Raw genomic sequence first — 25,493 nt, forward strand, 5'->3', positions numbered from 1 at the left:
TCAGTCCTACGGACTGGAGACGAACCCCAGAGACAGCGCCTCGTTGCGCGCGTGCAGTGCCTGTACCGCCTGTGGCTCGGGGATCTCCTGGTCGAGTTCGAGTCGCCTGCCGACGTACTGCGCCAGCTGGCGCTGCGAGGGATCCAGGTTGTGCGTCTCCTTCGCCCATCGTTCGACGGCGTACCACTCGTCCGCCGAAACGGACGCCACCTCGGCGCGTGCCCCTTGGCCGCCTTCCGAGCCCCCTGCGAGAGCTTCCTCGTTCAGCGGACGATCGAGGAGTTCCCTCTCCAGGTCACCGGGCACGGACCAGGACACGCGGGAGACGGCGTCCCAGCAGACGGCTTTCTTCGCCCACTCACCAACGTGGTTGCCCTCGCGCGGCCTGGTCACCGCCCGCATCACCCTGGGACAGAGATCGTCGATCGCCGCCTCGACGGCCGGGGAGACCTGCTGCTCTCGCCAGATTCTGTCGAGGTCGATGCGCTGTTCCGTCGCGAGCGACAGACGGGCCATGGTGTATGTCGTGATCATGCTCTTGTAGCTGCCGGCCTCGTGGTTCGCCGCGATGCGGTCGACAGCCTTGAAGAGGATGGCCATGGCGATCACGCGTTGGCAGTACTGGACGTCGACGCGCGGGGGCGCATCGCCGATGCGATCCATGAACACGGCGAAGTTCTTCTGTGCGCCACGGCTGACCTGGAACGGAAGGTGGTTCCAGGAGTTGGCGTACTTCGCGAGGTCCGCCTTGGTGAACTTCTGCTTCGTCGGGTTGAGCTTCTTGAACGTGCGCTGTTTCGCGGGCGTCCGGGCCTTGGCCACCTCGTCGGTGTACTGGCCGCGCGCCCGTTCGTAGAACCAGTGGGTCTCCTGACCACTGCCGTCCGTCGCCGGCGCCCACAGAGATCGGGTGATCCGCTGTACGGCCACGTGGTACTCGTGGTTCGAGCTGAAATCGACCAACGTCACGCGGTTCTGGGTGTTCGAGTACTCGGAGATCATCGGGACGATCTCCGAGAGTCGCTCCGGGGAGACCTCCGTCAGTTTCATCTGCACGGCCACGTGCGACAGGTCCGCCTTGTCGCGGCTGGAGGCGTAGTGCAGAGAGGCTGTCGTCTGCCCGCCGTTCACGACCTGGAGCCCGTGCACGCGGGAGATGCCCGTGGGCCTGCCTTCCGGGTCGTAGGCGAAGTCGACCTGCGAAGCGGTCGCCGTGATGCCGTTGTTGTACGCCAGGAACCTGCCGGGGGAGTTCAGCAAGGTCTCCCGGATGCCACGGTTCACTGACCCGCGGGCCTGCAGGAAGGAACGGACGTTCAGTTCGAGGAGCCTGGTCCCGTACTCCCCGTAGAGCTCGGCGAGCCTCTCCCCGGGGATCACGGCCATGGTCACCGAGTGGTCGGGCTCGCTGCTGGACGCTGCGACGCAGGGTAGCGGAGGGACGAACGAGACGACGATGGGTTCGCTGATGCTGCCGGAGGTCGCGTGGCGGTGCAGCCGTGCCAGATCCCACACCTCGTGGGTCACGGGGAGGCCGTCGAAGTCGGTGGGTGCGACTGTGGTGCTGGTGCCGACGCGGTTGCTCAGGAGGAAGAGCCGTATCCTGCGCACTTCGGTGAGCGCCTTCTCCACGGCCGCGCACATGTCGTAGACGTCGAAGGACTCGTCGATGTGCTGGCGCAGGCCGTCCTGGCACCGACGGACGAAGGTGAGGAGCCGTTTGAAGGCGGTCTCGGTCTGCCCCTTCGTGAGCTTGGATGCCAGCGGCTCCAAGTCGAAGTCCGTGACGAAGAGGTCGAGGCACTCTCCGGAGTCCCCGATGGCGTAGCCGTGAACCAGGTGACCGTGTGCACCGTGAAACGCCGTGAACGTGTTGGACGCGATGCCAGCCTGCTCCAGGTCCTCGAACACACGCCGCGTGAACGTCTCCGGAGTGGTGGTTCTCTCGGCGTCGGCTGTCGCCTGCACGTCAGCGACGAGGTCGCGGGCGTACTGGGACAGGTCCAGCTCAGGCATGGGTTCCCCCGATCAATGCAGTCACCTCGTCGGTCGATGCGCGGTGTTGGTCCAGCCCCGAGATGCTCAAGTTGTACGTGCAGTCGCCCACACCCTCGGGGAGATCTGCCTCGACGATTCTCGGAAAATCCTCCCGTACGTGCCAGAAACGTAGGTCACGGAGGGTGTACCGAGGCTCTTCGTACAGGTTTCGGTGCCCGGGGAGATACCCGGCCCGAACGAGTCGACCGTCGAAGGAGGCGCGCACGACGGGGCTGGTGAGCTGCTGGCGTATCCCGTCCACCAAGCGGTTCAGGCTCGCCCCCGAACCGCCTCGACGTTCGTCGAGCATAGCCAGGGACAACACGAGCGAGGGCGTTCCCGTGTCGTCCAGCTGGCGTTCGCTGGCGATTCGGATGCTTCGGGGACGCTTGGCTGCGCTGGCCTTCGTCTCGACGGCGACTCCGGGCAGTTGGAAGTCCTGGTTGGCCCCGCTCGGCCCCGCCCAGGAGTCGACGGCCTGGGCTGGCGCGACGACGGGCAGGATGTGGTCGCGCAGCAGCAGGAGCTCGCCGACAAGCCCGAGACGGGCCTCGGGGCCGAGACCGTCCCTGCCCACGGCGCGCAGGAGGTCCTGCCACCGCTCGAACCTCTCCACGGCGGCTGTCAGAGCGGCTGCGGCCCCGGGGGCTTCCCTCACGGTGTCGGCGACGTCGGTGACGAGAGGGTTGAACACCTCGCGAAGCTCGTCCGCGGTGAGCACCACCTGGAGCTCGTACTCGAGACGTGACACAGCGCTGAGGTTCATCTCCAGGCCGGCTGCGCTGGGCAACCGGGTCACGGTCCGCACGATGTGGTCCGCTGAGCGGGCGTCGGTCCTGAGCACGAGCATGCGCCGCTGTGCCGGATGGGAGACGGACAGGAAGACGTCCAGCGGGGCGTCGGGATGCAGGCGGATGCGGGACCGGCCGGGGGCTTCCTGCGGTGCCTCCAGGTCGCGCCACTCCGCCTCGGTGATGGTCATTCCCCATCCTCCTCGTCGTCGAAGGCGTCCAGGCCTTCCTTCTGCCAGATGCTGTTGACGACGTACTCGGTGTCGGACTGGTGCTCCGAGAGGGGGAAGCTCACCTTGAAGCCCACCAGTGGCGGCTGAGCCGGACCGTCCTCGGTCGTCGGCCGCTCGACGAGATAGACGAGCAGCAGTGCCTGGTCGGGTCGGCGCTGCCAGCGGAGGTGATCGCCTGAAGGGGACTGGGGTACCTTCTCCCGTTTCTTGATGGCTGCGGCCTTCTGCGTCGCCTCAAGGGCGGCTGTGACCTGGTCCGGATCAAGGTCGAGGTACTCGTCGGGAGGGCTGAGCAGGCGGCGAATCGTGTAACGGCCGTCCCTTTCGACGTCGTTGAGCGCTGTGCGCTCCACGGGCCCCACCATGTGACCGGAGACGTCCTGGTGGTCCGTGGCCGCCCTCTTGCCGACGAGGATCACCTTCCACATCGGAAGCTCCCCCACGGCCATGCACTGTTCGATGTACTTCGCGATGAAGCGGGGGCGGACCCTCTGCGCCATGCGGTCCGTCTCGTAACGACTGAGGAAGTCCACGACCGCATCGGAGGTCACCTGTGCCCACTCCACGTTGGCACCCGGTGTTCCCTGCTGACCGGCGGTGTGACCGTCGAGTCTCCGGACGAAGTCCCCGAGGACCTTGAGATTGTGCTCAGGGACCCCGTCGGAGAGGTTGAAGATCACCGTCTCCGGCCCCTCCCCGGAGTAGCTGAGCATGACCTTCGTTCCTTGGCGCATCTTGTTGGCAGCCGTGACCGCGAGGCCGAGCGAGGAAGCACGGACCTTCAGCCCGAAGTGCCGCGGGCTGAGATCCAACGCCGCCATCTCCTCGACCTCACGCCGTAGTTCGTCGGTCGCAGCGGTCACCTCGATGTACTTCGCCTGCAGGCCAGGCGTGGTGTACAGGCGGCAGAGGTCCTCGTGCCCTGGCCGGTATCCGAACCAGCGACCCATCTGGAGCAGAGTGTCGTACGTGCTGGACGTACGCAGGTAGTAGCTGACGGTCAGCCCTTCCAGGGTGAGACCCCGGGAGAGCTTCTGGCCCCCGATCGCGATGACGGAGAGACCGGTCCTGCGGTGCTCGTAGTAGTCGAGCGCGTCGCGGGAGGCACCGTTCACCGTCCTGACCACGATCTTCCGCAGCGCGGGCACCAGCTGGCTCGACACGTCCTCCCATGTGACGCGCCGGGCTTCGTCTGCGGGGAAGTGGCCCGTGGTGGGTACGAAGTCCCGTTCCCACAGGGCGCGGAGCTCGGTCGTGCGCTGCGCTGCCTGCCCGTACCGATCGCGGAGGGAGTCCACGAGGAGGCGCAGGTAGTCGTCCACCTGATCGCGGACGATCCCCTGGACCGCCGTGAAGCGGGTGACGTGCACCAGCATGGAGTTGTGGACCTTCGTCTGGCCCCGCACCCTTCGTGCAGCGCTGGCGAGGACGAACGAGTCGATCGCCTCGCGGAGGGACCGAGGAAGGTCGTCGGAGGGGACGAAGGAGGACTTGTGCTTACTCGGGATCCAGCTGTCGGAGTCGGCCACCGGCCGTACGAGGGGCAGAGGGGGAACGTCCTCCTCGTCGTCGTTGTCGGTCCGAAGCCCGAAAACCCGCTCCGGACCGAGGTAGTTGGTCGGGGAGGGCAAGGTGCGGATGAAGCTGTCGGGGAAGAGGTCGGCGCCGAGTTCGGCGTGGTCGACGTCGGGATCGATGTAGATGTTGGCGAACGGGGTGGCGGTGTACCCGACGTATGCCGACTTCTCGAAGCTCTTCATGAGTTCGCGGATCGCACCGTTGGTCTTGGTCGGATCCGCGTCGGGGTCGCGCTCGGTGTTGATGGAGGCATTGTCCGCCTCGTCGTCGATGACGAACAGCGGGATGTCGCGTACGACCTTGCTTCCCGTCTCGTCCTCCGTGCCCTGGACCTCGGTCACCCACGTCCGCAGGTACTCGAGGATCTTCCAGTGCTTCTTGACGACGAGAACCACTGGGAAGCGGCCGAGCGGGAAGTTGATGGCGTTGGCCGCCTGTCGACCGAAGTCGCCCTTCTCCGAGCTGTTGGTGGGGGAGGCGATGTCGAGCTTCTTGACGCCGGGCATCCGGCCGGCACCCATGAGCCGGGACTTCCCGTTCTGGTTGGATCGCTGCTGGTGCTGGGTGTCGAACCCCAGGAGCCCCTCGTCGACACGCAACTGGGTCTGGCTGCGGAGGTCGTTGTGGATGCCGGCGAGGATCACCACGAACTGGTATCCCGCGTCCACGGCCTTCGCGGCGAGACCGATGTACTGGCCGGTCTTGCCCGACTGGACCTGCCCGATCACAAGGCCTGTTCGCCGCCAAGAGTCGGCACGGTGCGGATCCTCGAGCTGACTCAGGACCTCGTCCGTGCTCTGGTCCAGCCGACGTACGACGAGCGGGGGGAGGTTGCGGACGTCCTCCAAGTACCGCCGGTAGCGCTCCCAGAAGTCCCACGCCCGGTCGTTCTTCGCCTCCGGCAGCCACGGCTCGTGTCCGCTGTCGCTCTCCAGGCCGGAGGAGCCTTCCTGGAAGACCGCTGTCAGGACCTCGATCTCCTTGGCCAGCTGGTCACGGTCGAGAACCTCGCCTTGGCCAGCCAGCATCCCGAAGATCACGGTGACCGCGCTCTGTACTTCGTCCGGCGTCGGCTGGCGGTCCTGCGACAGCAGTGCGAGAACCAGACGACGGGCCTTGGCAAGGGACTCCGAGGAGTCATCGGGGGTGGAACTCACAGCAGACCTCCGGCTGGGCGGGAACGGCATGGGGCAGGCTATGCGGGGCCACTGACAACGGGCTCATCCGTTCCAGAATCCCTGCATCTGGTCGAAGGGGGGCATCGTTCGCAGGCGTTCGCGAGCCGCCGCAGGCGAGCGGCCGTCCGAGACCAGTGCCTCGTAGATCCGCTGTGCGACCTCTGTGGCCCCGGAGTCGGCGGGGCCGGGGCCCCCGAACGGCTCGGGATCGTCGCTGGTGTCCGTCTCGTGCATCACGCGGAGGGCGGTGACCGGCACGGTCTCCTCAAGCAGACGGATCAGGGCGCGCACGTCGTCCGAGCTTGCAGCGCCAGGACGCAGAGCTGCCTTCACCAGGGGGTGCCCCCGGTTGACCTTGCAGGTGACCCGGTCGTCGACACGACGGACGTTCCAGGCGTAGAGGAGCGGATCCCCATGCGTGCGCGCCGCGATCTGCCCCCGGTAGCGCAGTACGTCGGCAGCCCTTTTCCTGGCTTGCAGGGCGATGCGACGGAGGTGGGAACGCAAGGCGACGGGCGGGACGACGCTGGACTTCCGGACATCGACACTCCACTCGACGTCTGTCTCGGCGGGGATGTCCACGGCGATCCGCGCCAGGTTGTACTTCTCCTCGCGACGTAGTCCGCGCTGTCCGAGCCAGTCGCCCGCCAGGATCAGACGGTCCCGGCGGTACACGTAGAACCCCTGCTGGTCGAGCCAGCCACGCGGACCGCCGGCCTTCTCGTACTCGGCTGGGGCGAGCCTCTGCGCGCTGGGGAGGACGAACGCCTCCACCCGGACGGAACCCGATCCCAGGGGCAGGCGCTCGACGGGAAGCGGTTGTACGGACGGGTGGCGGGACAGGAAGGGGTCCCAGGGCTCGACGGGGGAACCGGATACCCGGAGGTTGCGGCGGCGGCCTCCGACGAGGAACCGCGCGAAGACCATTCCCAGATGGGACTCCGTGCGGGCGGCCTCCGCGTAGAACTGCTTCTGGGTCCGCTCGTCCTCCACCGTCACCGCGTCGACGTGGTAGCCGTTGAGGCGACGCCACAACACGACTGTGCCGTGGCCTGCCGTCCCCCGGATCCTTTCCAGCAGCCCGGTGGTCGCCTCGTCCGCGCCGCGGAGCAGCCGCCACTCGCCAGACGACTCGACGACGTCGAGGTCCCACGTGCGCACGTGCCACTCGTCGGAGGTGGCGGTGGCGACCGTAAGCTGCCGGGCCTGTGAGAAGGACGCCGACTTGAGTCCGACGCCGAAGCGCCCCAGATCCGTCGAGCTGCGTGGCGTCGCAGGGCCGCGCGCGGCCACAGTCATGGCGGTCACCAGCTCGCTGGCGGTCATCCCGGCACCATCGTCTGCAACGGCGATCCACGAGTCCTGTCCGGCCCAGGTGAACTCGACGTCGATGGTTGACGCCCCAGCGGAGACGCTGTTGTCGACGAGATCCGCGATGGCGGCAGGCAACGAGTACCCGAGCGAACTGAGCGAGGCGACCATGCCCGCCGGCTCCGGAGCCGCGATGTCGTACATCATGCTGAGTTTCCGGCCTGCTTCCGGTTTCTGATACTGGTTGGGATTATCCACCCACGCCGTTCGGCCAAGGGCGGGTGGTCGAGCGGGATGTCCTGCCGACGCGAGGCGATGGGCGCCATCCATACTCCTCGTCGCCCCCCGGTCCGGATCTGCCCCTCGTGAGGAGCAGACCGATAGTGCTCTGGCTATCCCAGGCGTGGGCGCCAATCGGTGGTGCGTACCTGGATTGCATCCAGATGTACTTGGTGCCGCCCCACAGGAAACGATCTTCTCCGTACGTCGAAATGCACCCCGTCGACGGGGAGGTCCGGCCTGGTCAGGGCTGTCACCAAGGCATCGAGGTCGGGTGGGGCCCCCAGCGCCTGTACGTACCGAAGTGATGTGGCGTACATGTCCGGCACGGGGAGAGGGCGCGTACTGAGTTGCTGAGGGGTGCCGACACACCAGGTCCAGTCGACGGAACCGAACGCAGGCCACTCGGCCGGCATCTGGGCGGTGGCGCTGCCTGCCCGGAGTTCCTCCCTCAGGCGGTCCAACTGCTGGGCCGCGGACGTGATCCAGTTCTCGACCTTCATGACCTCGTGCAGAGAAAGAGCTTCGATCGGCCACTTGATCTCGAGGCACAGGCCCAGGCGCTTGACCGGATCCACGATGATCACGTCCAGATCGCCAGCAGGGTTGCCGTCGGTTCTGGCCGCCGGAACCAGTTCTGCGACCAGAGTGCCTGGGATGGTACGCATCCAGGTGGCCCAGGCCGTCGCGCGCTCACCCTGCTCCCTTCCTACCGGGCCGAACCGCCTGTAGTCACGAGCAGCCGAACGCAGCATGATCGGATCCACTGCTCTCGGGGTCACGAGGGGCGGGCAGATGATCACGACCTCGCCATGCCGGATCAACGGCGAGGTCCTGCAAGAGCGACCGGGACGGTAGGTGAGTCTTTCCACCACCAAGGTCTGGTGAGCCTCCGAGATACTCCGGCATATCGTCGCGATGAGAGACATCAACCTGGAAGCCGGCATGTCGACGAGGGTGGCCTCCAACCGGGACAGCCTGTGTGCCGTGTGCTCACTCAGGGAGGCAATCCCCATGATCACGGCCAGAATGCTGATCATGTCGCCAGCGGTCATTCCGTCGCCCAGGGGGAAGTTGTCCGGTATCTGCCCCTCGGGCACCGACCGGCGGTACGCATCGATCGTCTCGGTGGCACGTCCAACGGACGCACGAAGAACCTCCGATGGTGGGCCGCTTCTGGAACCGACGGGCCGGGTGGCGATCCACCGACGTTCCACCATCGACAACTCCGGTACCCGTGTGGGGCGCGCGTCGTGCTCGAGGAGCATGTCGGCCACCTCCGCCGACACGTCCCAGCTGTGACGCACTCGGAAGTCGCCTCCGGTCTTGCGGACTCGGTAGGCGCCACTCCGCACGCCTGTCTCCAGAAGGTCCAACCGATGGGCCGCCGCAGCGGCAAGGACGATCTCGGCTGCGTCCTCTACCCGGCAGGTACCCGTGCCGACGGGATAGTCGTGGTGCCAGACGACAAGTTGGGCGAGGACGCTTTCCCAGGGCAGTTCGCTCGTCACTCCTGAGCTGATCTCCATCGCGCGCACTTTCGTCGCGGTCCGGAGCAGATCGTAGATCCGGTCCGGACCTGAGCCCCAGCCCGGCAGCGTGCGGACCTTGTCGCGAGCGCCGGCAATGGTGTCCAGCAGGTCCAGTTCGGGTTTCACGCATGCTCCATTCGTGCACGGTCAGCGGTCAACGGGCACTACGACAGCGGGCAGGAGGGTGGTGGGGGAAGGACCGAGAAAGGGCCCCCACCGGGCGCTCACAGAGTCGGGTCCCAGTACCCGACTCTCGAGCCATCCGGAGAACCGAACAGGTGCCAGCGGGAGAGGTTCCTGTTCCAGGACTGACAGGCGGTCTCGGGTAGCTGGAGGCAGCCGTGGTCGGCGCCCTCGTTCGTGATCATGCAGTTGGGGTCGTAGAGACACGAGTCGTTGTCGACGGCCCGGCTCACGACCGCGTCGAGGTTCTGCTCGAGCACGGTCCGCATGGCACCGAGACTGAACTCGCTCCCACCGTTGGGATAGATGGCGAATGCCAGGTCGTACGGGAACAGGTACTCGGACAGGCTGGTCTCGCTGTATCCGCTGTCGACCGCCAGCGCACGCAGGAGCTGATGCGACAGGGAATGGACCAGGCCGAACAGCTCGTGGACGGGGAGGTCGGGATGTCCCGGTGCCGGGCGTGTCTCGTGGGAGAGGGCCTTGCCGTCGCTCGGGCCGAGTTGGTGCACCAGCCACTGGGCGACGCCTCCGGCATCGTCGAGAGTACGTTGGCTGATGAGCTCGTTGCGGACCATCCAACGACTCACCCGATCCCGGTCCACCGGGAAGAGCAGAGCCTCTGCCTGGGTGGGGTGTGCATAGAGCAGGGTCTTCTCGGGGGCGCCCCGCGAAGCGCGTCCCCGGTAGGGCACGAGATCCGCCTCTTCGGGGCTGAAACCGGTCCGGCTGTAGCCGATCGCGAGATAGGTGATGGGGAGATCGCTCACCAGGCAGGTGTCCCGGCCCAGGCCGGCAGCCGCAAGGACGCCGGGGTAGCGTTCGTACAGGGCTCGTCGCTCGGCGTTGCGTGCTTCTCGTTGCAGACGAGGGACGCCGAGGCGTTCCAGGTTGAGGACGCGACGGTAGGTGTGAAGCTCGGCTGCGAGCCCGCGGGCGTCGTCGCTCTCGGTGTCGAGTCCCAGAGCCTTGCCCACCCGGTCCCGCAGGTGGTCCATCTCGACCGGCATGAAGCGTGCCCGCAGGGCACGCGCCTGGTCGTGCAGGCCGGCGTCCTCCATCACACGGATGCTCTGGACGACCTCGTCAGGGACGTCAACCGTGTGCCCGTCCGTGACTCGTCGGAACTCGTCCTCGGTGATTTCTCCCAGCCACCAGCCGAGTACGGCCGCCGTGTAGAGGGGGTTGCTCTGACGGGTCGCTTCCTCGGTCGTGGTCACGTTGACGAGGGTCAGGCCTTGGCCGACATGCGCGGTCCCTGCGGTGTGCAGGAGAGGGTTCATGAACTTGTCCGGGTAACTGCATGAGGAGTTGTTGCAGCTCCACTGCACGCCCAGGGGGAAACCGCAGGTCATGCACTCCCATCGGAAGTCACGGAACCGACTGGCGCGGTCGTCGAGCCTGAACCGGGTGTGGCCTCTGGGGCACTTGCTCGGCGGGTACATGGGCGACGTCTCGCCGCACTTGTGCGCGAAGACGAACTGGAGCTGCCGATTGCCGCCGACACTGCCGCAGGCAGGGCAGGCCGGCGGCCAGTCGTCGGTTCCGGGCCGCGGGTCACTGGCCGTCCAGACGTGTCCGCATCCTCCACTGGAACAGCGCACCACCCGAGGCCAGATGCGACAGAAGACCTTGCCCGGGACCACGACCTCGTAGTGGCGATCGGCGAGCCGGTCCTCGTCCCCGGGAAATTCCGGCGCCCGGTCGGATCCGGCGACGAAGGCACGGCCAGCGGCCCGCCATCTGCGAACGAACCGCATGGCTTCCTGGATCAGGTGCTGACGATCGAGTGAGGGTCCGTCGAACTCCTCGTCACGCCCGATCTGCACTACCTGTGCGGTGTAGCCGCCGCGGTGGTCGAAGGTCTGGCCTGGGCGGTACCGGTAGAGGACCTGGCCCCGGCCGCGGGCCATCTCGTCGTTCCTCGGGTTGAACGCCATCACGACCTCCGGCCGTCGGACACGATGTGGAACGGGATGCCCTCGGAGACGTCGCGGAGACTCGTCATGGGCCGGCACTCGAGGCCCAGGTAGTCTCCCGTCGCGCGGTATCCCCGGTTGTTCCCGCCAGCGAGAGCGGCAGAGGCACCTGCGGAGCGGAGACTGGCCAGGGCGTGCTCCACCATCTCCTCGAGATCGCTGCGGAGCTCCTGTCCTTCCGGGCGATCCGACTGGAAGACCGAGTGAAGTGCCTCCAGCAGTTCGGTGAGCTGGACACCTTCAAGGCCCCCGAGAGAGGGATCACGGAGAGCTGCCTGCATCTTCGAGAGGTCGTGCAGGTGCCCCGGCGCGTTACCCGCACGCCACCAGTCGCGGTTGGCGATCTGGAGGAGATGGCCCATCAGTATCCCCGGGAGGGTCCTGCGTACCGCGAACCGGCTCCAGCGGTTGATCGCCACTGGTTCGACCATGCGGTCCAGGTACTCGTGGAACTTGCCGTGGTACCTGTAGTGCGAGCGGTCCCGCTCTCTGACCGGGTTGAAGAGCATGAACACCAGGCCGTGGTAGGCGCGGCCCACTCGTGAGGATGCCTGGATGTACTCCGCCATGGACCTGGGCATGCCGTTGAACAGCATGAGGTTCAACCGGTCCACGTCGACCCCGTGGCTCACCATGCTCGTCGCCACGACCATGCCCGTGTCGCCGTTGGGACTGCTCAGGTCGTCCAGGACGCCACGTACCTCGTCCAAGCGCGTCTCGCCCTTCAGCTCGGCCACGCGGAGATCCGGAAAGCCCTCCCTGCGGAGCGCCTCGTTGACCTGGGTGTCCAGCGAACGGCGGATACGACCGAAGTCGACGAGCGTGGTGGCGTATGTGAGGCTCGTGCGGTAGAGGTCGACGAGCGTACGGAGCTCCTCCTCCGGCCATGCTGCGAGAGCGGGTGGAAGGCCACGGCGCTGCTCAAGTTTCCACAGAGCCCTGTGGGCGGACGTCAGGATCCTGACCAGCGTCATCTCGGCCGTCCCCCGGGTCGGCATGACCCCGACGAAGCGACGCAGGGGAAGGCTTCGGTCGAGGCGCCAGTAGAAGCTCTCGTCGAGGTTGGGCCCGGGGAGAGGCACCACGACCGACCTCAGGCCGAAGAGGTGCTCGCTCTGGCGGTCTTCGCCGCGGATGGTCGCGGTCGTCGCGACCACCTTCATGCGGACGCCTCGTCCGTCAGGACGGTGTCTGGACGTCAGGGTGCGCTGGACCTCAGCCAGGAGCCCTTCGTAGTGGCCTGAGAACGCCCCGAGTTCCTCGTTCACCATGTGGAGTTCGTCGATGATCTCCAAGGAGGGGGATGGGTCGTAAAGAGGCGGTTCCAAGGCCCTGGGTGATGACTTCGGGTGACCTGGCGCGTGACGCTCGTGGCACTTCCCACCGCGACCGAAGCCGTGCAGAGGGCACCGGCAGTCGACGTCGCCGATGAGCGCACCGAACCGGTCCGAGAGTCCGATGTTGGCCAGTTTGTCCAGAGTGCCGACTACGACCGTGGGGAGGTAGCGGTAGATCTCGGTGTCCACCACGACGATCGGGAGGACCTTGCCGCACTGCTTGTTGCCGCAGACGTGCTTGAGCCTGAGTTCCTGAGGATCGGGGGGCGGGATGTGTACCGACCGTTCACCGCAATAGGGGCAGTCGTGTACGAGTCGATACGCATGCCGCTCTGCCTCGCTCGACCGAAGGCGGTCGAGCATGCGGTCGGACGTGAGCGAGTTGGGGGTGTTGCCACCGCCGGCGTAGAAGCCGATGAAGAAAGGCCACCCGGGATCGCCGCCGATCTCCCTGATGCGGTCGGCGTTGCGGTCTCGGACGGTGTCAGCGGCAGCAATTACGTCGAGTTGCCGCTGCGTCTGCTGGAGAGTCAGGAGCCGGAGGGGGAAGCGGCACCAGGCCGAGACTCCGACCTTCTTCCCTCGGGTTCGGTCGTAGAACATGCATACGAGTACCAGCCCCAGATAGGCCTCGGTCTTACCGCCTCCGGTCGGGTACCAGACGACCGTCGCAGCCTCGGTGGGGTCCACGTCTTCGTCGTCTCCCCAGAGTCCTGGCGTGAAGAGGTGCTGGGGGTGCTCTCGCCAGGCCAGGGCGCCGAGTTGGCTGACGATAGCCACGAGCTGGAAGAGGCGCCACCCACCGTTCATCCGCCTCTTGCGCGTGTTGAGTTCTGTCATGGACTCGTTCGCCAGCTGGAATGCCGTCAGCAGACGACTGTCCCGCCGCAACCACGCAATGCCGTCGCGGAAACGCGCGACCTCCAGCGCGGCGGCCTTTCGGTCGGATTCCTTTCGGAGGGCCAACTCGGGCCTGTCCTGGAGATCTGCCGTGTTCCAGGCGGGAGTGTCGAGATACGCCTCCATCTCGTCTGCGAGGTCGTCGAGAACCGGAAGCGGGTCCGTCGCGAGCGCCGCGTAACCCCAGCGTTCGTCGGTCCGGGCAACCGCGCGGTGGGTGTCATGCTGCGGTACGGGCACACTGCGTACGGAGACGAGGCGGCCCTTGTGCCACCGGGGCCCGATACCGCAGTTGTTCGCGTACGCTCCGAGCTCCCCGGAGTAACGGTAGGCGTCAGCCCCGAGGTCCATCACGATGGGGAGGAGGCGGTCTCCCCCGACCTCCAGTCCGGCGCGGAACAGGGCGTTGTCCCTCGCTTCGTCGCGACGGCTGCGCCCAGCGTTACTGCCCCGCCCCTGGACGGTCACGACCGGGTCTGTGGCTAGGTTCTGCAGGGTCGCGGTCACCCGGAGCCGTCCGGGGGCCACCGGCCTCGACGTGACGACGACGTGCGCGGCGGGGGACGGCACCACGGGGTCTCCACCCACCTCCCGGGCCAGCCACTGTTCGAAGGACGTGTCGTCCTCCATCGCAGTAGGAGGGACCAGTCGCTCTCGGCGGTCGTTCCCCACGCGGCGATCGATCCGCAGGTCGCCGAGGGCCAACTCGACGGCCTCTGCGAAGGCGTGCCGGAACTCTGCTTCCAGGGTCTTACGCATGCCGGCCTCGTGCCCCAGGACGATCTCCACCGGGCCGACCGTCACACCGAGTCGTTTGAACAACGGTGCCAGCCTGTAAGGCTCCTCACGGTCGCCGGCCCACTCCAGCTGCTGGGCTCGGGTCGGCAGGGCCGAGTAGTAGAACGAAGCTTGTGCCTTCACCGTGACAGAGCTGGCGTTCTCGGCCTCGAACTCGAACCCGAGGCTGTCCGGAGTGGTGCGTCCGTACCTCGGAGCCGTGCCCCCGGGTTCGACGGTGTGAGGGCCGAGGCTCTCCATAAAGTACCGGGCACTGGGAGGCTCGCCCAGGCACACGTCGCCTTGGGCTTCTCCGGTCGCGTCGCTGACCACAGCGCTCACGAGGTGCTCGACGAGCGCTGTCTGCTGGGCCACGCTCGGCTCGAACGGGGGAGGGGTCACGGCGTCTCCCCGTGAGTCCGGGCGGAGGCCGCCGCAAGGGGGGAGGGGCTGCAAGAGGACCTGACGAGGCAGGTGCCGTCGCTCGGGAACTGGCGAGGGGGGCGCCGGATCGGCTTCCATGCGCGTGCCGGGGATGACGACCATGCCGAACCGGCCCGCAGGACAGGGGTGTCCACGGGTTCTCCAATGTCCGCGAGTCAGAAGCCGCCATGGCACGACGCCAAGGCCGGACATCTTCTGCTTCTTCGAACCTCAGCAGCATCGGACCTGGACATGTGAAGTAACAAGCGGGTATGCCAAGTTGGTCGAATCTGGCTTGAACTAGTTCGCTTGTTGCCCGTTTGGATCCCGAGGTGGATCACAGGTGATCCGCGGGACGACGAGAGTCGTCGGCGCCGTAGCAGCCTGAAGCCGTGACCAGAGAGCCTGCGGAAGACCGACGTGGCGACGAAGGGGCAGTTGAGATTCCGCTCGGAGTTCTGGCCGGGACCGGCCTGTCTCGGCGTTGTGCCTATCGCATACGGCGACGGCGACGGCGACGGCCGGGTGGCGCTGCGTGCCTGCAGGGAGGACGAGATCCGGATCTACTCGAGCGAGGAGCCGTTTGAGCATGATGATCGCGCAGGCACTCCGTGGGGATGGTCCCAGTGCAACGCGCCGTGCGGCGAGCAGGGACGCCCGCGCTACCACCATGACGGATTCGGCCTGCGCTATGGGTGGGCGACGATGCCGCAACACCGGCCAAGGGGAGCTGACCCCGCAGCCAGCCCGCCGTGCCAGTCGCGTGGACGCTGTCCGCGTTGTCACCGCTGGCGCAAACGCTGCCGCAGCGGACACGGAACCGTGTGGTGATCTAGCATCAGCTGCCGGGAGGTCACCATGCCGACGCTCCGCCCTCGTGCGAGGTTGCTACACACCATCGGTACAGAACTCATCAGCAGTGAGACGGTAGCAGTTGTAGAACTGGTCAAGAACGCCTACGACGCCGATGCGAGTTGCGTGGTCTTGCGCTTCTCCGGTGCGCTTCGAGAAGGCCAGGGGGAGCTGGCAGTCCTCGACGACGGGTCGGGAATGACCGCCGAGACTGTTTCGAATACTTGGTTGGAAATCGCAACTCCGCATCGGATGGGCGCGAGAACTACTCCGCGCGGTCGCCGCGTCCTGGGAGAAAAGGGCGTCGGGCGGTTCGCAGTTGCTCGACTGGCTGACTCCATGACTTTGATCAGTCGGCAGAGGGGAGAGCCGACCGAGGTCGAAGTCGGAGTTGACTGGCGTCAGTTCAGGGATCCAGACGTTTATCTAGACCAAGTCGAGATCGAAGTGAAGGAACGAGCAGCGGAGGACTTCCGCGACGGCGGGCGTGCGGCCGCGCTCTGGGAACGTGTCGATCTGCCGAGCCGGCCAGGTGGCACGCTGCTGCTGTTGGAAGGCCTGACGCGTAGCTGGGAAGAGCCAGATCTTCTTGCTCTCCGCCGGGATCTTTCTCGCCTCATTGCGCCACCAGATGGGGACGGTAACCAGGACTTTGAGATCGTTCTCGAGCTGCCTCGGGAATTCGAAGCGCTGTCAGGGCTAATCGAGCCTCCGACCGAACTGATTAACCCCCCGTATCGGCTGTCCGGATCCGTGTCAGCCGACGGAACAGCGGATCTGGAGATCACGATCCCCGGTCGGGCTCCGTATCGGCGCCACGTGGAAATTGACCGCAGCATGCAGTACCGGGGCACTGATGGGCTGCTTGCTAGTGGCCCTTTCTCTATCGACCTTCGGGTCTATGACCGAGACCGCGACGCGATCTCACAGCTGGCTGCTGACGGTGGACTCAATCTGTCTACTAAGAAGTTTCGTGACCTGCTCGACCAGCGGGCTGGAGTAAGCGTATACCGCGATGGGTTCCGAGTCCTGCCATTCGGGGAACGTGGTGACGATTGGCTCACGCTCGATGCCCGACGCGTCAACAATCCCCGAATGCGTCTGAGTAATTCGCAGATAATCGGTACTGTCAGTGTCTCCGCAGATGGGAACCCCGATCTGCGCGACCAGACGAACCGTGAGGGGCTGCTCCAGGGCCCTGCCTATGACGGCTTGCGGGATGCCGTCACGGAGATCATTGCGGAACTTGAGAGCGCTCGGCTCAAGCAGCGGGAACAGGCACGCGAGACTGAGGAGCCCCGGGGACGCGGCCTGTTCGACGAAATCTATATCACTGATGTCGCAGAAGCCGTTCGCAAATCACACCCCAACGACCGCGCGCTGGCTGCTGTGGTCGCCAACGCAGAACGCAGGATCAACGCAGGGGTCGAGCACGTTCGCGAGGTACTTGCCCGCTATCAGAGGCTCGCCACGCTCGGCAGACTCGTTGACGAGGTCGTGCATGATGGGCAGCTTTCTGTCGGACGGATTCGTCGGGTTACCCGGGATGCCGAGCGCTTGCTGGCCAGCGCTGACGCCTGTGGGTTTCGTGACGATGCCGTTGGCCTCGTCAGTACGGTCGACAAGCAAGCGGACTACCTGGCCCAACTGTTCAAACGCATTGCCCCCTTCGGAGGCCGTCGGCGGGGTCGGCCCAAGCAAGTGAGCATGCTGGAGACGATCAATTCGGCTGTCGACGTTCTTGCGAGCCGGGCCGCAAAGGTCGGTGCTGATGTCACGGTAACCGGGGTCGACGAGACCGTCACGCTTGATCCCGCCGAACTGCAAGAGGTCGTTATCAACCTGCTGGACAACTCTCTCTACTGGATTCAACACGTCCCGAAGGGTTCACGGCATGTGGAGCTGAAAGTGGAGAAACTGGGAGACGGGGCCTTGGCATTGGTAGTTGATGACAGTGGACCAGGGGTTCCGCCCGAAATTCGTGAACTCATCTTCGAGCCCTATTATTCCAGTAAACCGAATGGCGGCGGTCTCGGTCTGGCGATCGTGGGTGAACGTGTCGCTGACGCCTACGGTGGCGTGCTTGATCTTGTCGACAGTCGGCTTGGCGGAGCAGCTTTCCAGGTGACCTTTAGGAGAAGAGTGTGAGTGAAATCCCTGATGGCGCAACTCGAGAGGGTGTAGCCGAGGTGGATTCCGACCCGGACGGTGGAGACGGCGATGGCATGGAAATAGTCATTCCGCATCTGGCCGTCGAGATTCCTGACCCCAGTCCTGAGTGGACCGTTGTCATCGTGGAGGACGATGAGGACTATCGAAAAGATGTAGAGGACGAGATTCGTCGGTCGGATGTCGCATATGGCCGCGCACCGCGAGTAATCCCGGTCGCCGATTTCTCCCAAGCGGAGGAGGTGCTGAGCGCGCAGACAGTTGACGTCGTCATCCTTGATGTGCGTGACGACAAAGGCAGTGACGACGCTGGCGAGATTATTCTGGAAAACCTGAAGGCCACGCGATTTGTGCCAGTCGTCTTTTACACAGCATACGCAGAGCGGGTCGAGCCCTTGGCTCAGCCACCCGTCGTCCAGGTCGTGGGAAAGGAGGAGCGCACCGACGTTTTGGTCAATGCCGTGAAGGCGGCGTTCGACAGCGGGTTGCCGATCGCTGTGAGGGGCCTTGCCGACCATGTCCGCGAGGTGACCCGAGAGTATCTCTGGGATATCTCGAAACAGTGGGCGTCGCTAGGAGGCTACGATGCTGAGGAGAAGACCACCTTCCTGGTTGCGCGTCTGACGCGGTCGCTGGAGTTGACGCTTTCTCTCGATGGAGACGATCGCCTGCGCGGCCCTGTGGGGCGCGCGCTGGCCTCGCCCAGTAATTGGCACCCCTCTCGAATCTATGTGATTCCTCCCATCGGGGAGAATTTCGACACGGGAGATCTTCTGCTGCATGGGGTTTCGCAGCGCTATTGGGTCCAGCTCACGCCCGGTTGTGATCTTGCAAACGGAAAGGCGGACCGGCACCTTTTGGTGGCCGCAGCTCCTCTTCTCGAGGTCGACCCATTTCGTGCCTGGAGCATGATCGAGCCGGAGTGGAAGGGCATCGAAAATGCTGTTACTCCGCGTAGTGGGTGGAGCCGAGAAGAGAAGGAACGTCGTGCGAAGCTGAAAAAGAGTTCCAGTGAATTGCGCGCAGAAAGCAGGAGAATTATTCTCGGGCGGCATGATCGGTACTTCCACTTGCCACAGTTCTTCACAGTTCCGGACCTGCTGATTGATCTCCAGCACGTGAAGACTCCTACGGAGTCCGAGATGTGTGAATATACCAGGATCAGTGGACTTGCTTCGCCGTGGCCGCAGGTGCTGGTAAACAGGTATAATCGCCAAACCGGGCGGATGGGGTTCGATGACCCTGATGCCGACGCAGTTCTCGAAAGGATTTCGCGCGAAATAATCGAGCGTCAAGGTGAGGTGGGTAAGGAGAGGAATTCCGAATAGATTCGGTGAGATCTTATCATCCTGCGACGTGAAAGTTATGGCCAGTGGTGATCGGGGTTCGTAACGAGGCGAGGTTCTGCTCGATGTGCCACACGAGGTCGTGGAGCACGTTTCCGGCCCATCTACGCCCGAAGGCGTGAATTGAACTCCTGGTGGCGCAGGCTGGGTTGCTCTCAGCAGGCTCTGCTTACCCTGGTCCACCTGCGGAAGAACGAGACACTGCCTCAGGTCGGTGCCGGGTTCGAGTGTCCACTGCGACCGCCGGCCGATACGTCAACGAGACGGTCGAGATTCTCGCCGACCAGGCAGGGGGTCTCCATGAGGTCTTGGCCGCGGTGAAGCCGTGAGGGCATGTCATCGTCGACGGCACCTTGATCCCTACCGACCGTGTGGCCGTCGACGAGCCGTACTGTTCGCAGAAGCACAAGCGGCACAGGATGAACGGGCAGGTCATCGCCACCGCGAACGGCACACCTCTATGGTTTTCCCGAGCACTGCCCGGCCGCACCCTCGACCTGACGGCGGCCCGCGCCCACGGCATCGTCCAGGCATGCCTGACCCGGCAGATTTTCGTCTTGGCCGACAAATGTACTGGTGAAGCCGGATGACGAGGTGAGCCTCCTTCCTGGCCACTGGCAGACTCCACTCGCAGGCCCTACGCAAGGGGTTCTGCCGTGTCCAATCAGCTGAGGGGTCCGTGGGTCGCCCCCTCCGAGCGCAGGTGCATCCCAGGGACTTTTCAGGGACTTTCACGTCTGTCCCAGGGAGGTTTCAGGGACTTTCCGCCGCGTAAGCAGGGAAGGCCCTGACAGCGCTGAAAGATGGAAACACGCTGGTCAGGGCCACTCCGCCTAGCACTCGATGATGTTCACCGCGAGCCCGCCCCGGGCCGTCTCCTTGTACTTGACGCTCATGTCGGCCCCCGTCTCCTTCATGGTCTTGATGACCTTGTCCAGCGAGACCTTGTGGCTGCCGTCGCCGCGCAGCGCCATCTTCGCCGCCGTGACCGCCTTCACCGCCGCCATGCCGTTGCGCTCGATGCACGGGATCTGGACCAGGCCGCCGACCGGGTCGCAGGTCAGGCCCAGGTTGTGTTCCATGCCGATCTCGGCGGCGTTCTCCACCTGCTCGGGGGAGCCGCCCAGGACCTCGGCCAGGGCGCCGGCCGCCATCGAGCAGGCCGAGCCGACCTCGCCCTGGCAGCCGACCTCGGCGCCGGAGATGGAGGCGTTCTCCTTGAAGAGCAGGCCGATGGCGCCGGCGGCGAGGAGGAAGCGGACGACGCTGTCCTCCTTCTCCGTCTCGGTGCAGCCGTGTGCCGCGAAGTTCATGTAGTAGTGCAGGACCGCCGGGATGATGCCCGCCGCGCCGTTCGTCGGGGCGGTGACCACGCGGCCGCCCGCCGCGTTCTCCTCGTTGACCGCCATCGCGTAGAGCGTGATCCACTCCATCGCGTGGGCCTGCGGGTCGCCCTCGGCGCGCAGCTGGCGGGCCGAGTTGGCGGCGCGGCGGCGGACCTTGAGGCCGCCGGGGAGGATGCCCTCGCGGGACATGCCGCGTGAGACGCAGGCCTGCATGACGCGCCAGATGTCCAGCAGCCCGGAGCGGATCTCCGCCTCGGTGCGCCAGGCCAGCTCGTTCTCCAGCATCATCTGCGAGATGGAGAGGCCGGTCTCGCGGGCCAGGCGCAGCAGCTCGTCGCCGGTGCGGAAGGGGTGGCGGAGGGCCGTGTCGTCGGGAACGATCGGGTTCTCGCCCGCCACCGCGTCCTCGTCCACCACGAAGCCGCCGCCGACCGAGTAGTACGTCTTCTCCAGGAGCGGGGCGCCCTCGGTGTCGTACGCGAAGATCGTCATCCCGTTCGCGTGGTACGGGAGCGCCTTGCGGCGGTGCAGGATCAGGTCGTCGTCGAAGGCGAACGCGATCTCGTGCATGCCGAGCAGGTTGATCCGTCCGGTGGAGCGGATCTCGTCGACCCGGGCGTCGGCCGTCTCCACGTTCACGGTCTGGGGGGACTCGCCCTCCAGGCCGAGCAGGACCGCCTTCGGGGTGCCGTGGCCGTGGCCGGTCGCGCCGAGGGAGCCGTACAGCTCGGCCCGTATCGAGGTCGTGTGCGCGAGCAGGCCCTCGTTCTTCAGGCGGCGCGCGAACATCCGGGCGGCCCGCATCGGGCCCACCGTGTGGGAGCTGGACGGGCCGATGCCGACCGAGAAGAGGTCGAAGACCGAGATGGCCACGGGAGGACTCCTTGGGGGGTTGGAAGACGCCGTTGTCTGCCTGGGCGGTGCGGGGACAAGCGGGGCAAGCGGGGTGAAAACTTCAGACCGGGGGCGTGGAACGGGGCACCGCGCTCACTCTCCTCAGTGTGCGCGGTGCCCCGTCACGATGCGCGGAACCGCAGGCCAGGTGCTACTTCAGGCCGGGGTACAGCGGGAACTTCTCGGCCAGCACGACCACGCGGGCCTTGAGGTCGTCCGCGTCGTACGACGGCTTGAGGGCGGCGGCGATGATCTCCGCGACCTCGGTGAACTCCTCGGTGCCGAAGCCGCGCGTGGCCAGCGCCGGGGTGCCGATCCGCAGGCCCGAGGTGACCATCGGCGGGCGCGGGTCGTTCGGGATGGCGTTCCGGTTGACCGTGATGCCCAGCTCGTGGAGCCGGTCCTCGGCCTGCTGGCCGTCCAGCTCGGAGTTGCGCAGGTCGACCAGGACCAGGTGCACGTCGGTGCCGCCGGAGAGGACGGAGACGCCGACCTCGGTGACGTCCGGCTGGACCAGGCGCTCGGCCAGGATCCGGGCGCCGTCCAGGGTGCGCTGCTGGCGCTCCTTGAACTCCTCGCCCGCCGCGACCTTGAACGAGACCGCCTTGGCCGCGATCACGTGCTCCAGCGGGCCGCCCTGCTGGCCCGGGAAGACCGCCGAGTTGATCTTCTTGGCGAGCTCCTGGGTGGAGAGGATCACACCACCGCGCGGACCGCCGAGGGTCTTGTGCGTGGTGGTGGTGACGACGTGGGCGTGCTCCACCGGGTTGGGGTGCAGACCGGCCGCGACCAGGCCCGCGAAGTGCGCCATGTCGACCATCAGGTACGCGCCGACCTCGTCCGCGATGCGGCGGAAGGCGGCGAAGTCCAGCTGGCGCGGGTAGGCGGACCAGCCGGCCACGATCAGCTTCGGCTGGGACTCCTTGGCGAGGCGCTCGACCTCCTCCATGTCCACGATGCCGCTCTCGTCGACGTGGTACGGGACCACGTTGTAGAGCTTGCCGGAGAAGTTGATCTTCATGCCGTGGGTCAGGTGACCGCCGTGGGCCAGGTTCAGGCCCATGATCGTGTCGCCCGGCTTCAGCAGCGCGAACATCGCGGCGGCGTTCGCCTGCGCACCGGAGTGCGGCTGGACGTTCGCGGCCTCGGCGCCGAACAGGGCCTTGATCCGGTCGATCGCGATCTGCTCGACCACGTCGACGTGCTCACAGCCGCCGTAGTAGCGGCGGCCGGGGTAGCCCTCGGCGTACTTGTTGGTGAGGACGGAGCCCTGCGCCTCCATGACCGCGACCGGAGCGAAGTTCTCCGAGGCGATCATTTCGAGGGTGGACTGCTGGCGGTGGAGCTCGGCGTCGACAGCGGCGGCGACGTCCGGGTCCAGCTCGTGGAGGGAGGAGTTCAGAAGCGACATCAGGGGGTCCCTTAAGGTCTCAGGTCTCAGTTGCCGGAGAACGCGGTGTACTCGTCGGCGGAGAGCAGGTCGGCCGGCTCCTCCGTGACGCGCACCTTGAACAGCCAGCCGCCCTCGAAGGGAGCGGAGTTCACCAGCGAGGGGTCGTCCACGACGTCCTGGTTGGCCGCCGTCACCTCTCCGGTCACCGGCGAGTACAGATCGCTGACGGACTTGGTCGACTCCAGCTCACCGCAGGTCTCGCCCGCGGTCACCGTGTCACCTACCTCCGGAAGCTGGGCGTAGACGACGTCACCGAGCGCGTTGGCCGCGTACTCCGTGATGCCGATCGTGGCCACGCCGTCCTCGACGGCCGACAGCCACTCGTGCTCCTTGCTGTACCGCAGCTGCTGGGGGTTGCTCATGACCTGAATTCTCCTGTACGCGGGGGAGTGCTGATGAACGGTGGTCTTACGGGGTGAGACGGAGGTACGTCACTTCTGTGACGTCCGCGCGCCGATGCGAAGGCCCGGGTTCTTCCGGGATATCACTTCTGGCGCTTGTAGAACGGCAGCGCGACGACCTCGTACGGCTCGTGCGTGCCCCGGATGTCCACGCCCACGCCCTCGGTGCCCGGGGCGGCGAAGGCCGCGTCCACGTACGCCATGGCGATCGGCTTGCCGAGGGTGGGGGAGGGGGCGCCGGAGGTGACCTCGCCGATCACCTTGCCGGCCGCGACGACGGAGAAACCGGCGCGCGGGACCCGGCGGCCCTCGGCGATCAGGCCGACCAGCTTGCGCGGCGGGGCGGTCTCGGCGCGCTCGGCGGCGGCCTGGAGCGCCTCGCGGCCCACGAAGTCGCCCTCCTTCTCGAACTTCACGACCCGGCCGAGGCCCGCGTCGAACGGGGTCAGCGCCGTCGTCAGCTCGTGCCCGTACAGCGGCATGCCCGCCTCCAGACGCAGCGTGTCCCGGCAGGAGAGGCCGCACGGGATCAGGCCGTGCGCCTCGCCGGCCTCCGTCAGGGCCCGCCACAGGGCCTCCGCGTGCTCGGGCGCGACGAAGAGTTCGAAGCCGTCCTCGCCCGTGTAGCCGGTACGGGCGATCAGCGCCGGCACCCCGGCGACCGTGCCCGGCAGACCCGCGTAGTACTTCAGCCCGTCCAGGTCGGCGTCGGTGACGGCCTTCATGATCGCGGGCGACTCCGGGCCCTGGACCGCGAGCAGCGCGTACGCGTCCCGGTCGTCGCGCACCTCGGCGTCGAAGCCGCCCACCCGGGCGGTGAGCGCGTCCAGCACGACCTGCGCGTTGCCCGCGTTGGCGACGACCATGTACTCCGTCTCGCCCAGCCGGTAGACGATCAGGTCGTCCACGATCCCGCCGTCCTCCTGGACGATCATCGTGTAGCGGGCCCGGCCGTTGCCGACGGTGGCGATGTTGCCCACCAGCGCGTAGCTCAGGAAGGCCGCGGCCTCGGGTCCGGTGACGGTGATCTCGCCCATGTGCGACAGGTCGAAGAGCCCGGCCCTGGTCCGTACGGCGTTGTGCTCGTCGCGCTCGCTCGCGTACCGCAGCGGCATGTCCCAGCCCGCGAAGTCGGTCATGGTGGCGCCGAGCGAGCGGTGCAGCGCTTGAATAGGGCTTTGGTGCGCAGCACCATCAGGCAGGGCGGTGGTGGGCGACGGGAGGGGGGCGAGACGGGGGGCAGTGCTCATGGGCATGGCTCCAGGGCATGACGACGTCAGGACGGAAATCCTCCCCATCTGTCATCGGAACCTGAGAGGTTCGCCGATAGCCCCTGACGGGGTATGCCCCGGGTAGCGGGGCGCCCTGGTCACAGGGCTCGGCTTGCACCTTGGGTGGAGCCGCCGGAGCGGCCCGCTTTTCAGATCTGCCTCATCCACGCGGTACGGGGCCTGAGAGATTCAAGGGAGGATCTTGCTCCTTCGGCGCCCGGCTCACACTGTGGCCGGAACTCTCCCGCGCGGATTCGAACGGCCGGTATGCAGTTGGCGCGGTCATCATCGCACGCATTGCGCCCCCGTGGGGAGGCCGGTCCACAACGGGTGGATGAACGGCGAGGACGGTTGTGGAGCCTTGCCCTTTCTTTACACTTCAGGATCAGGCGTGGCCGGCCCGACAGCAGGGGGATGGGCGATGACGTTGCAGCGGTCGGTACCGACCGCGGGACTCGCGCACGGCGCGATGCCCGCACAGCCGGGCGCCCCCGCGCGCGAGCTGCCCGAGCAGGCCGGAGCGCTGGTACGGGAGCCGGCCGCGGCGCCCGGCGCATCCGTACAGGAGCTGCTCACCGAGCCCGCTCCGGTGGTACGCGATCTGCGCGGGCGCACGGACCACACCCCGTACAGCCTCGATTTCACCCCCGGCGACATCGTGGTCGTCTCCGGGCTGCCCGGCGGCGGCAAGTCCACCCTGATCCGGCGGGCGGTGGCCGGCCACGCCATCGACTCGCAGAACACCCGCGACCGCTGGGCCGCCGCCCTGCCCCGCTTACTCCCGTACGCCCTCTACCGCCCCCTGGTCCGCGCCGCCCACTACCTCGGCCTCTGGGCCGTGCTGCGCTCCGGCGCCCCGGTCGTCGTCCACGACTGCGGTACGCAGACCTGGGTACGGAACTGGCTCGCCCGGCACGCCGCGCGCCGGGGCCGCACCCTGCACCTGCTCCTGCTGGACGTGGACCCGGAGACCGCCCGCCAGGGCCAGCGCGAGCGCGGCCGGGGCGTCTCCGGTTACGCCTTCGCCCGGCACCGGCACGCGGTGGGCCGGCTGATCCGCGACACCGAACGCGGCGCGCTGCCCGTCGGCTGCGCCTCGGCGGTGCTGCTGGACCGGGAGGCTGCGACCGCGCTGGAGCGGATCACCTTCACGGACGCCGGCGACCTGGCCGACCGCTCCGGTTAGGGTTCTGGCCGGAACAACGCCAGCGACGACAGCCGAG

General features: G+C 66.6%; 14 protein-coding genes, 1 pseudogene and 1 riboswitch. Of the genes and pseudogenes, 4 read left to right on the forward strand and 11 right to left on the reverse strand.

The annotated features are described in order from the left end of the window. Positions 1-6: 6 nt before the first annotated feature. The 7 genes from ACQP09_RS26330 to ACQP09_RS26360 all read right to left on the reverse strand — a co-directional run bounded on the left by ACQP09_RS26330 (position 7) and on the right by ACQP09_RS26360 (position 14,517). Entirely contained in the window at positions 7-2,016 is a 2,010-nt protein-coding gene (locus tag ACQP09_RS26330; RefSeq protein ID WP_402450918.1) for an AIPR family protein, read from the reverse strand. After that, positions 2,009-3,019 (reverse strand): PD-(D/E)XK motif protein, encoded by a 1,011-nt coding sequence (locus ACQP09_RS26335; protein ID WP_433403862.1) that lies wholly within the window; start codon positions 3,017-3,019, stop codon positions 2,009-2,011. The genes ACQP09_RS26330 and ACQP09_RS26335 overlap by 8 nt, the downstream gene beginning before the upstream one ends. Then, entirely contained in the window at positions 3,016-5,796 is a 2,781-nt protein-coding gene (locus ACQP09_RS26340; RefSeq protein WP_402450913.1) for a Z1 domain-containing protein, read from the reverse strand. The genes ACQP09_RS26335 and ACQP09_RS26340 overlap by 4 nt, the downstream gene beginning before the upstream one ends. Before the next feature lie 63 nt (positions 5,797-5,859). Beyond that, positions 5,860-7,335: an ATP-binding protein gene (locus ACQP09_RS26345; protein WP_433403865.1), complete on the reverse strand. Its 1,476-nt coding sequence runs from the start codon at positions 7,333-7,335 to the stop codon at positions 5,860-5,862. Positions 7,336-7,520: 185 nt separating this feature from the next. Further along, a complete protein-coding gene (locus tag ACQP09_RS26350; protein ID WP_433403868.1) occupies positions 7,521-9,065 on the reverse strand; it encodes a hypothetical protein in 1,545 nt (514 codons plus the stop codon). A 98-nt stretch (positions 9,066-9,163) separates the two neighbouring features. After that, entirely contained in the window at positions 9,164-11,062 is a 1,899-nt protein-coding gene (locus ACQP09_RS26355) for a hypothetical protein (protein WP_433403871.1), read from the reverse strand. Beyond that, positions 11,062-14,517, reverse strand: coding sequence for a helicase-related protein (locus ACQP09_RS26360; RefSeq protein WP_433403874.1), 3,456 nt, complete (start codon positions 14,515-14,517; stop codon positions 11,062-11,064). The genes ACQP09_RS26355 and ACQP09_RS26360 overlap by 1 nt, the downstream gene beginning before the upstream one ends. Positions 14,518-15,396: 879 nt before the next feature. Between ACQP09_RS26360 and ACQP09_RS26365 the strand changes: the two genes are divergently transcribed. From ACQP09_RS26365 to ACQP09_RS26375, 3 genes and pseudogenes are all read left to right on the forward strand, one after another. Then, on the forward strand, positions 15,397-17,538 hold the full coding sequence (locus ACQP09_RS26365; RefSeq protein WP_433403876.1) for a sensor histidine kinase: 2,142 nt from the start codon (positions 15,397-15,399) through the stop codon (positions 17,536-17,538). Next, positions 17,535-18,887, forward strand: a complete 1,353-nt coding sequence (locus ACQP09_RS26370) for a hypothetical protein (protein ID WP_433403879.1) — start codon at positions 17,535-17,537, stop codon at positions 18,885-18,887. Before ACQP09_RS26365 ends, ACQP09_RS26370 begins: the two co-directional genes overlap by 4 nt. 79 nt (positions 18,888-18,966) lie before the next feature. Next, positions 18,967-19,492: pseudogene (locus ACQP09_RS26375) on the forward strand (transposase family protein); the annotation flags it as partial. Positions 19,493-19,738: 246 nt separating this feature from the next. Here the strand turns inward: ACQP09_RS26375 and ACQP09_RS26380 are convergent. The 4 genes from ACQP09_RS26380 to gcvT all read right to left on the reverse strand — a co-directional run bounded on the left by ACQP09_RS26380 (position 19,739) and on the right by gcvT (position 24,249). Continuing rightward, on the reverse strand, positions 19,739-21,124 hold the full coding sequence (locus tag ACQP09_RS26380) for an L-serine ammonia-lyase (protein WP_433403882.1): 1,386 nt from the start codon (positions 21,122-21,124) through the stop codon (positions 19,739-19,741). A 172-nt stretch (positions 21,125-21,296) separates the two neighbouring features. Then, positions 21,297-22,556 carry a serine hydroxymethyltransferase gene (gene glyA, locus ACQP09_RS26385; RefSeq protein WP_433403885.1) on the reverse strand — a complete coding sequence of 420 codons (1,260 nt, stop codon included), beginning with the start codon at positions 22,554-22,556 and terminating at the stop codon, positions 21,297-21,299. A 26-nt stretch (positions 22,557-22,582) separates the two neighbouring features. Further along, positions 22,583-22,960, reverse strand: coding sequence for a glycine cleavage system protein GcvH (gcvH, locus tag ACQP09_RS26390; RefSeq protein WP_018509777.1), 378 nt, complete (start codon positions 22,958-22,960; stop codon positions 22,583-22,585). 122 nt (positions 22,961-23,082) lie between these two features. Then, positions 23,083-24,249, reverse strand: a complete 1,167-nt coding sequence (gene gcvT, locus ACQP09_RS26395; RefSeq protein WP_433403888.1) for a glycine cleavage system aminomethyltransferase GcvT — start codon at positions 24,247-24,249, stop codon at positions 23,083-23,085. A gap of 180 nt (positions 24,250-24,429) precedes the next feature. Continuing rightward, positions 24,430-24,527, reverse strand: a riboswitch (glycine riboswitch). Between the two features lie 164 nt (positions 24,528-24,691). On the opposite strand from gcvT, the gene ACQP09_RS26400 reads away from it, so the two are divergent. Beyond that, complete coding sequence (locus ACQP09_RS26400; protein ID WP_433403889.1) at positions 24,692-25,456, forward strand: AAA family ATPase; 765 nt, start codon at positions 24,692-24,694, stop codon at positions 25,454-25,456. Positions 25,457-25,493: the final 37 nt, after the last annotated feature.

It is taken from the genome of Streptomyces sp. CA-146814, assembly GCF_050942385.1.
Classification (GTDB): Bacteria; Actinomycetota; Actinomycetes; order Streptomycetales; family Streptomycetaceae; genus Streptomyces.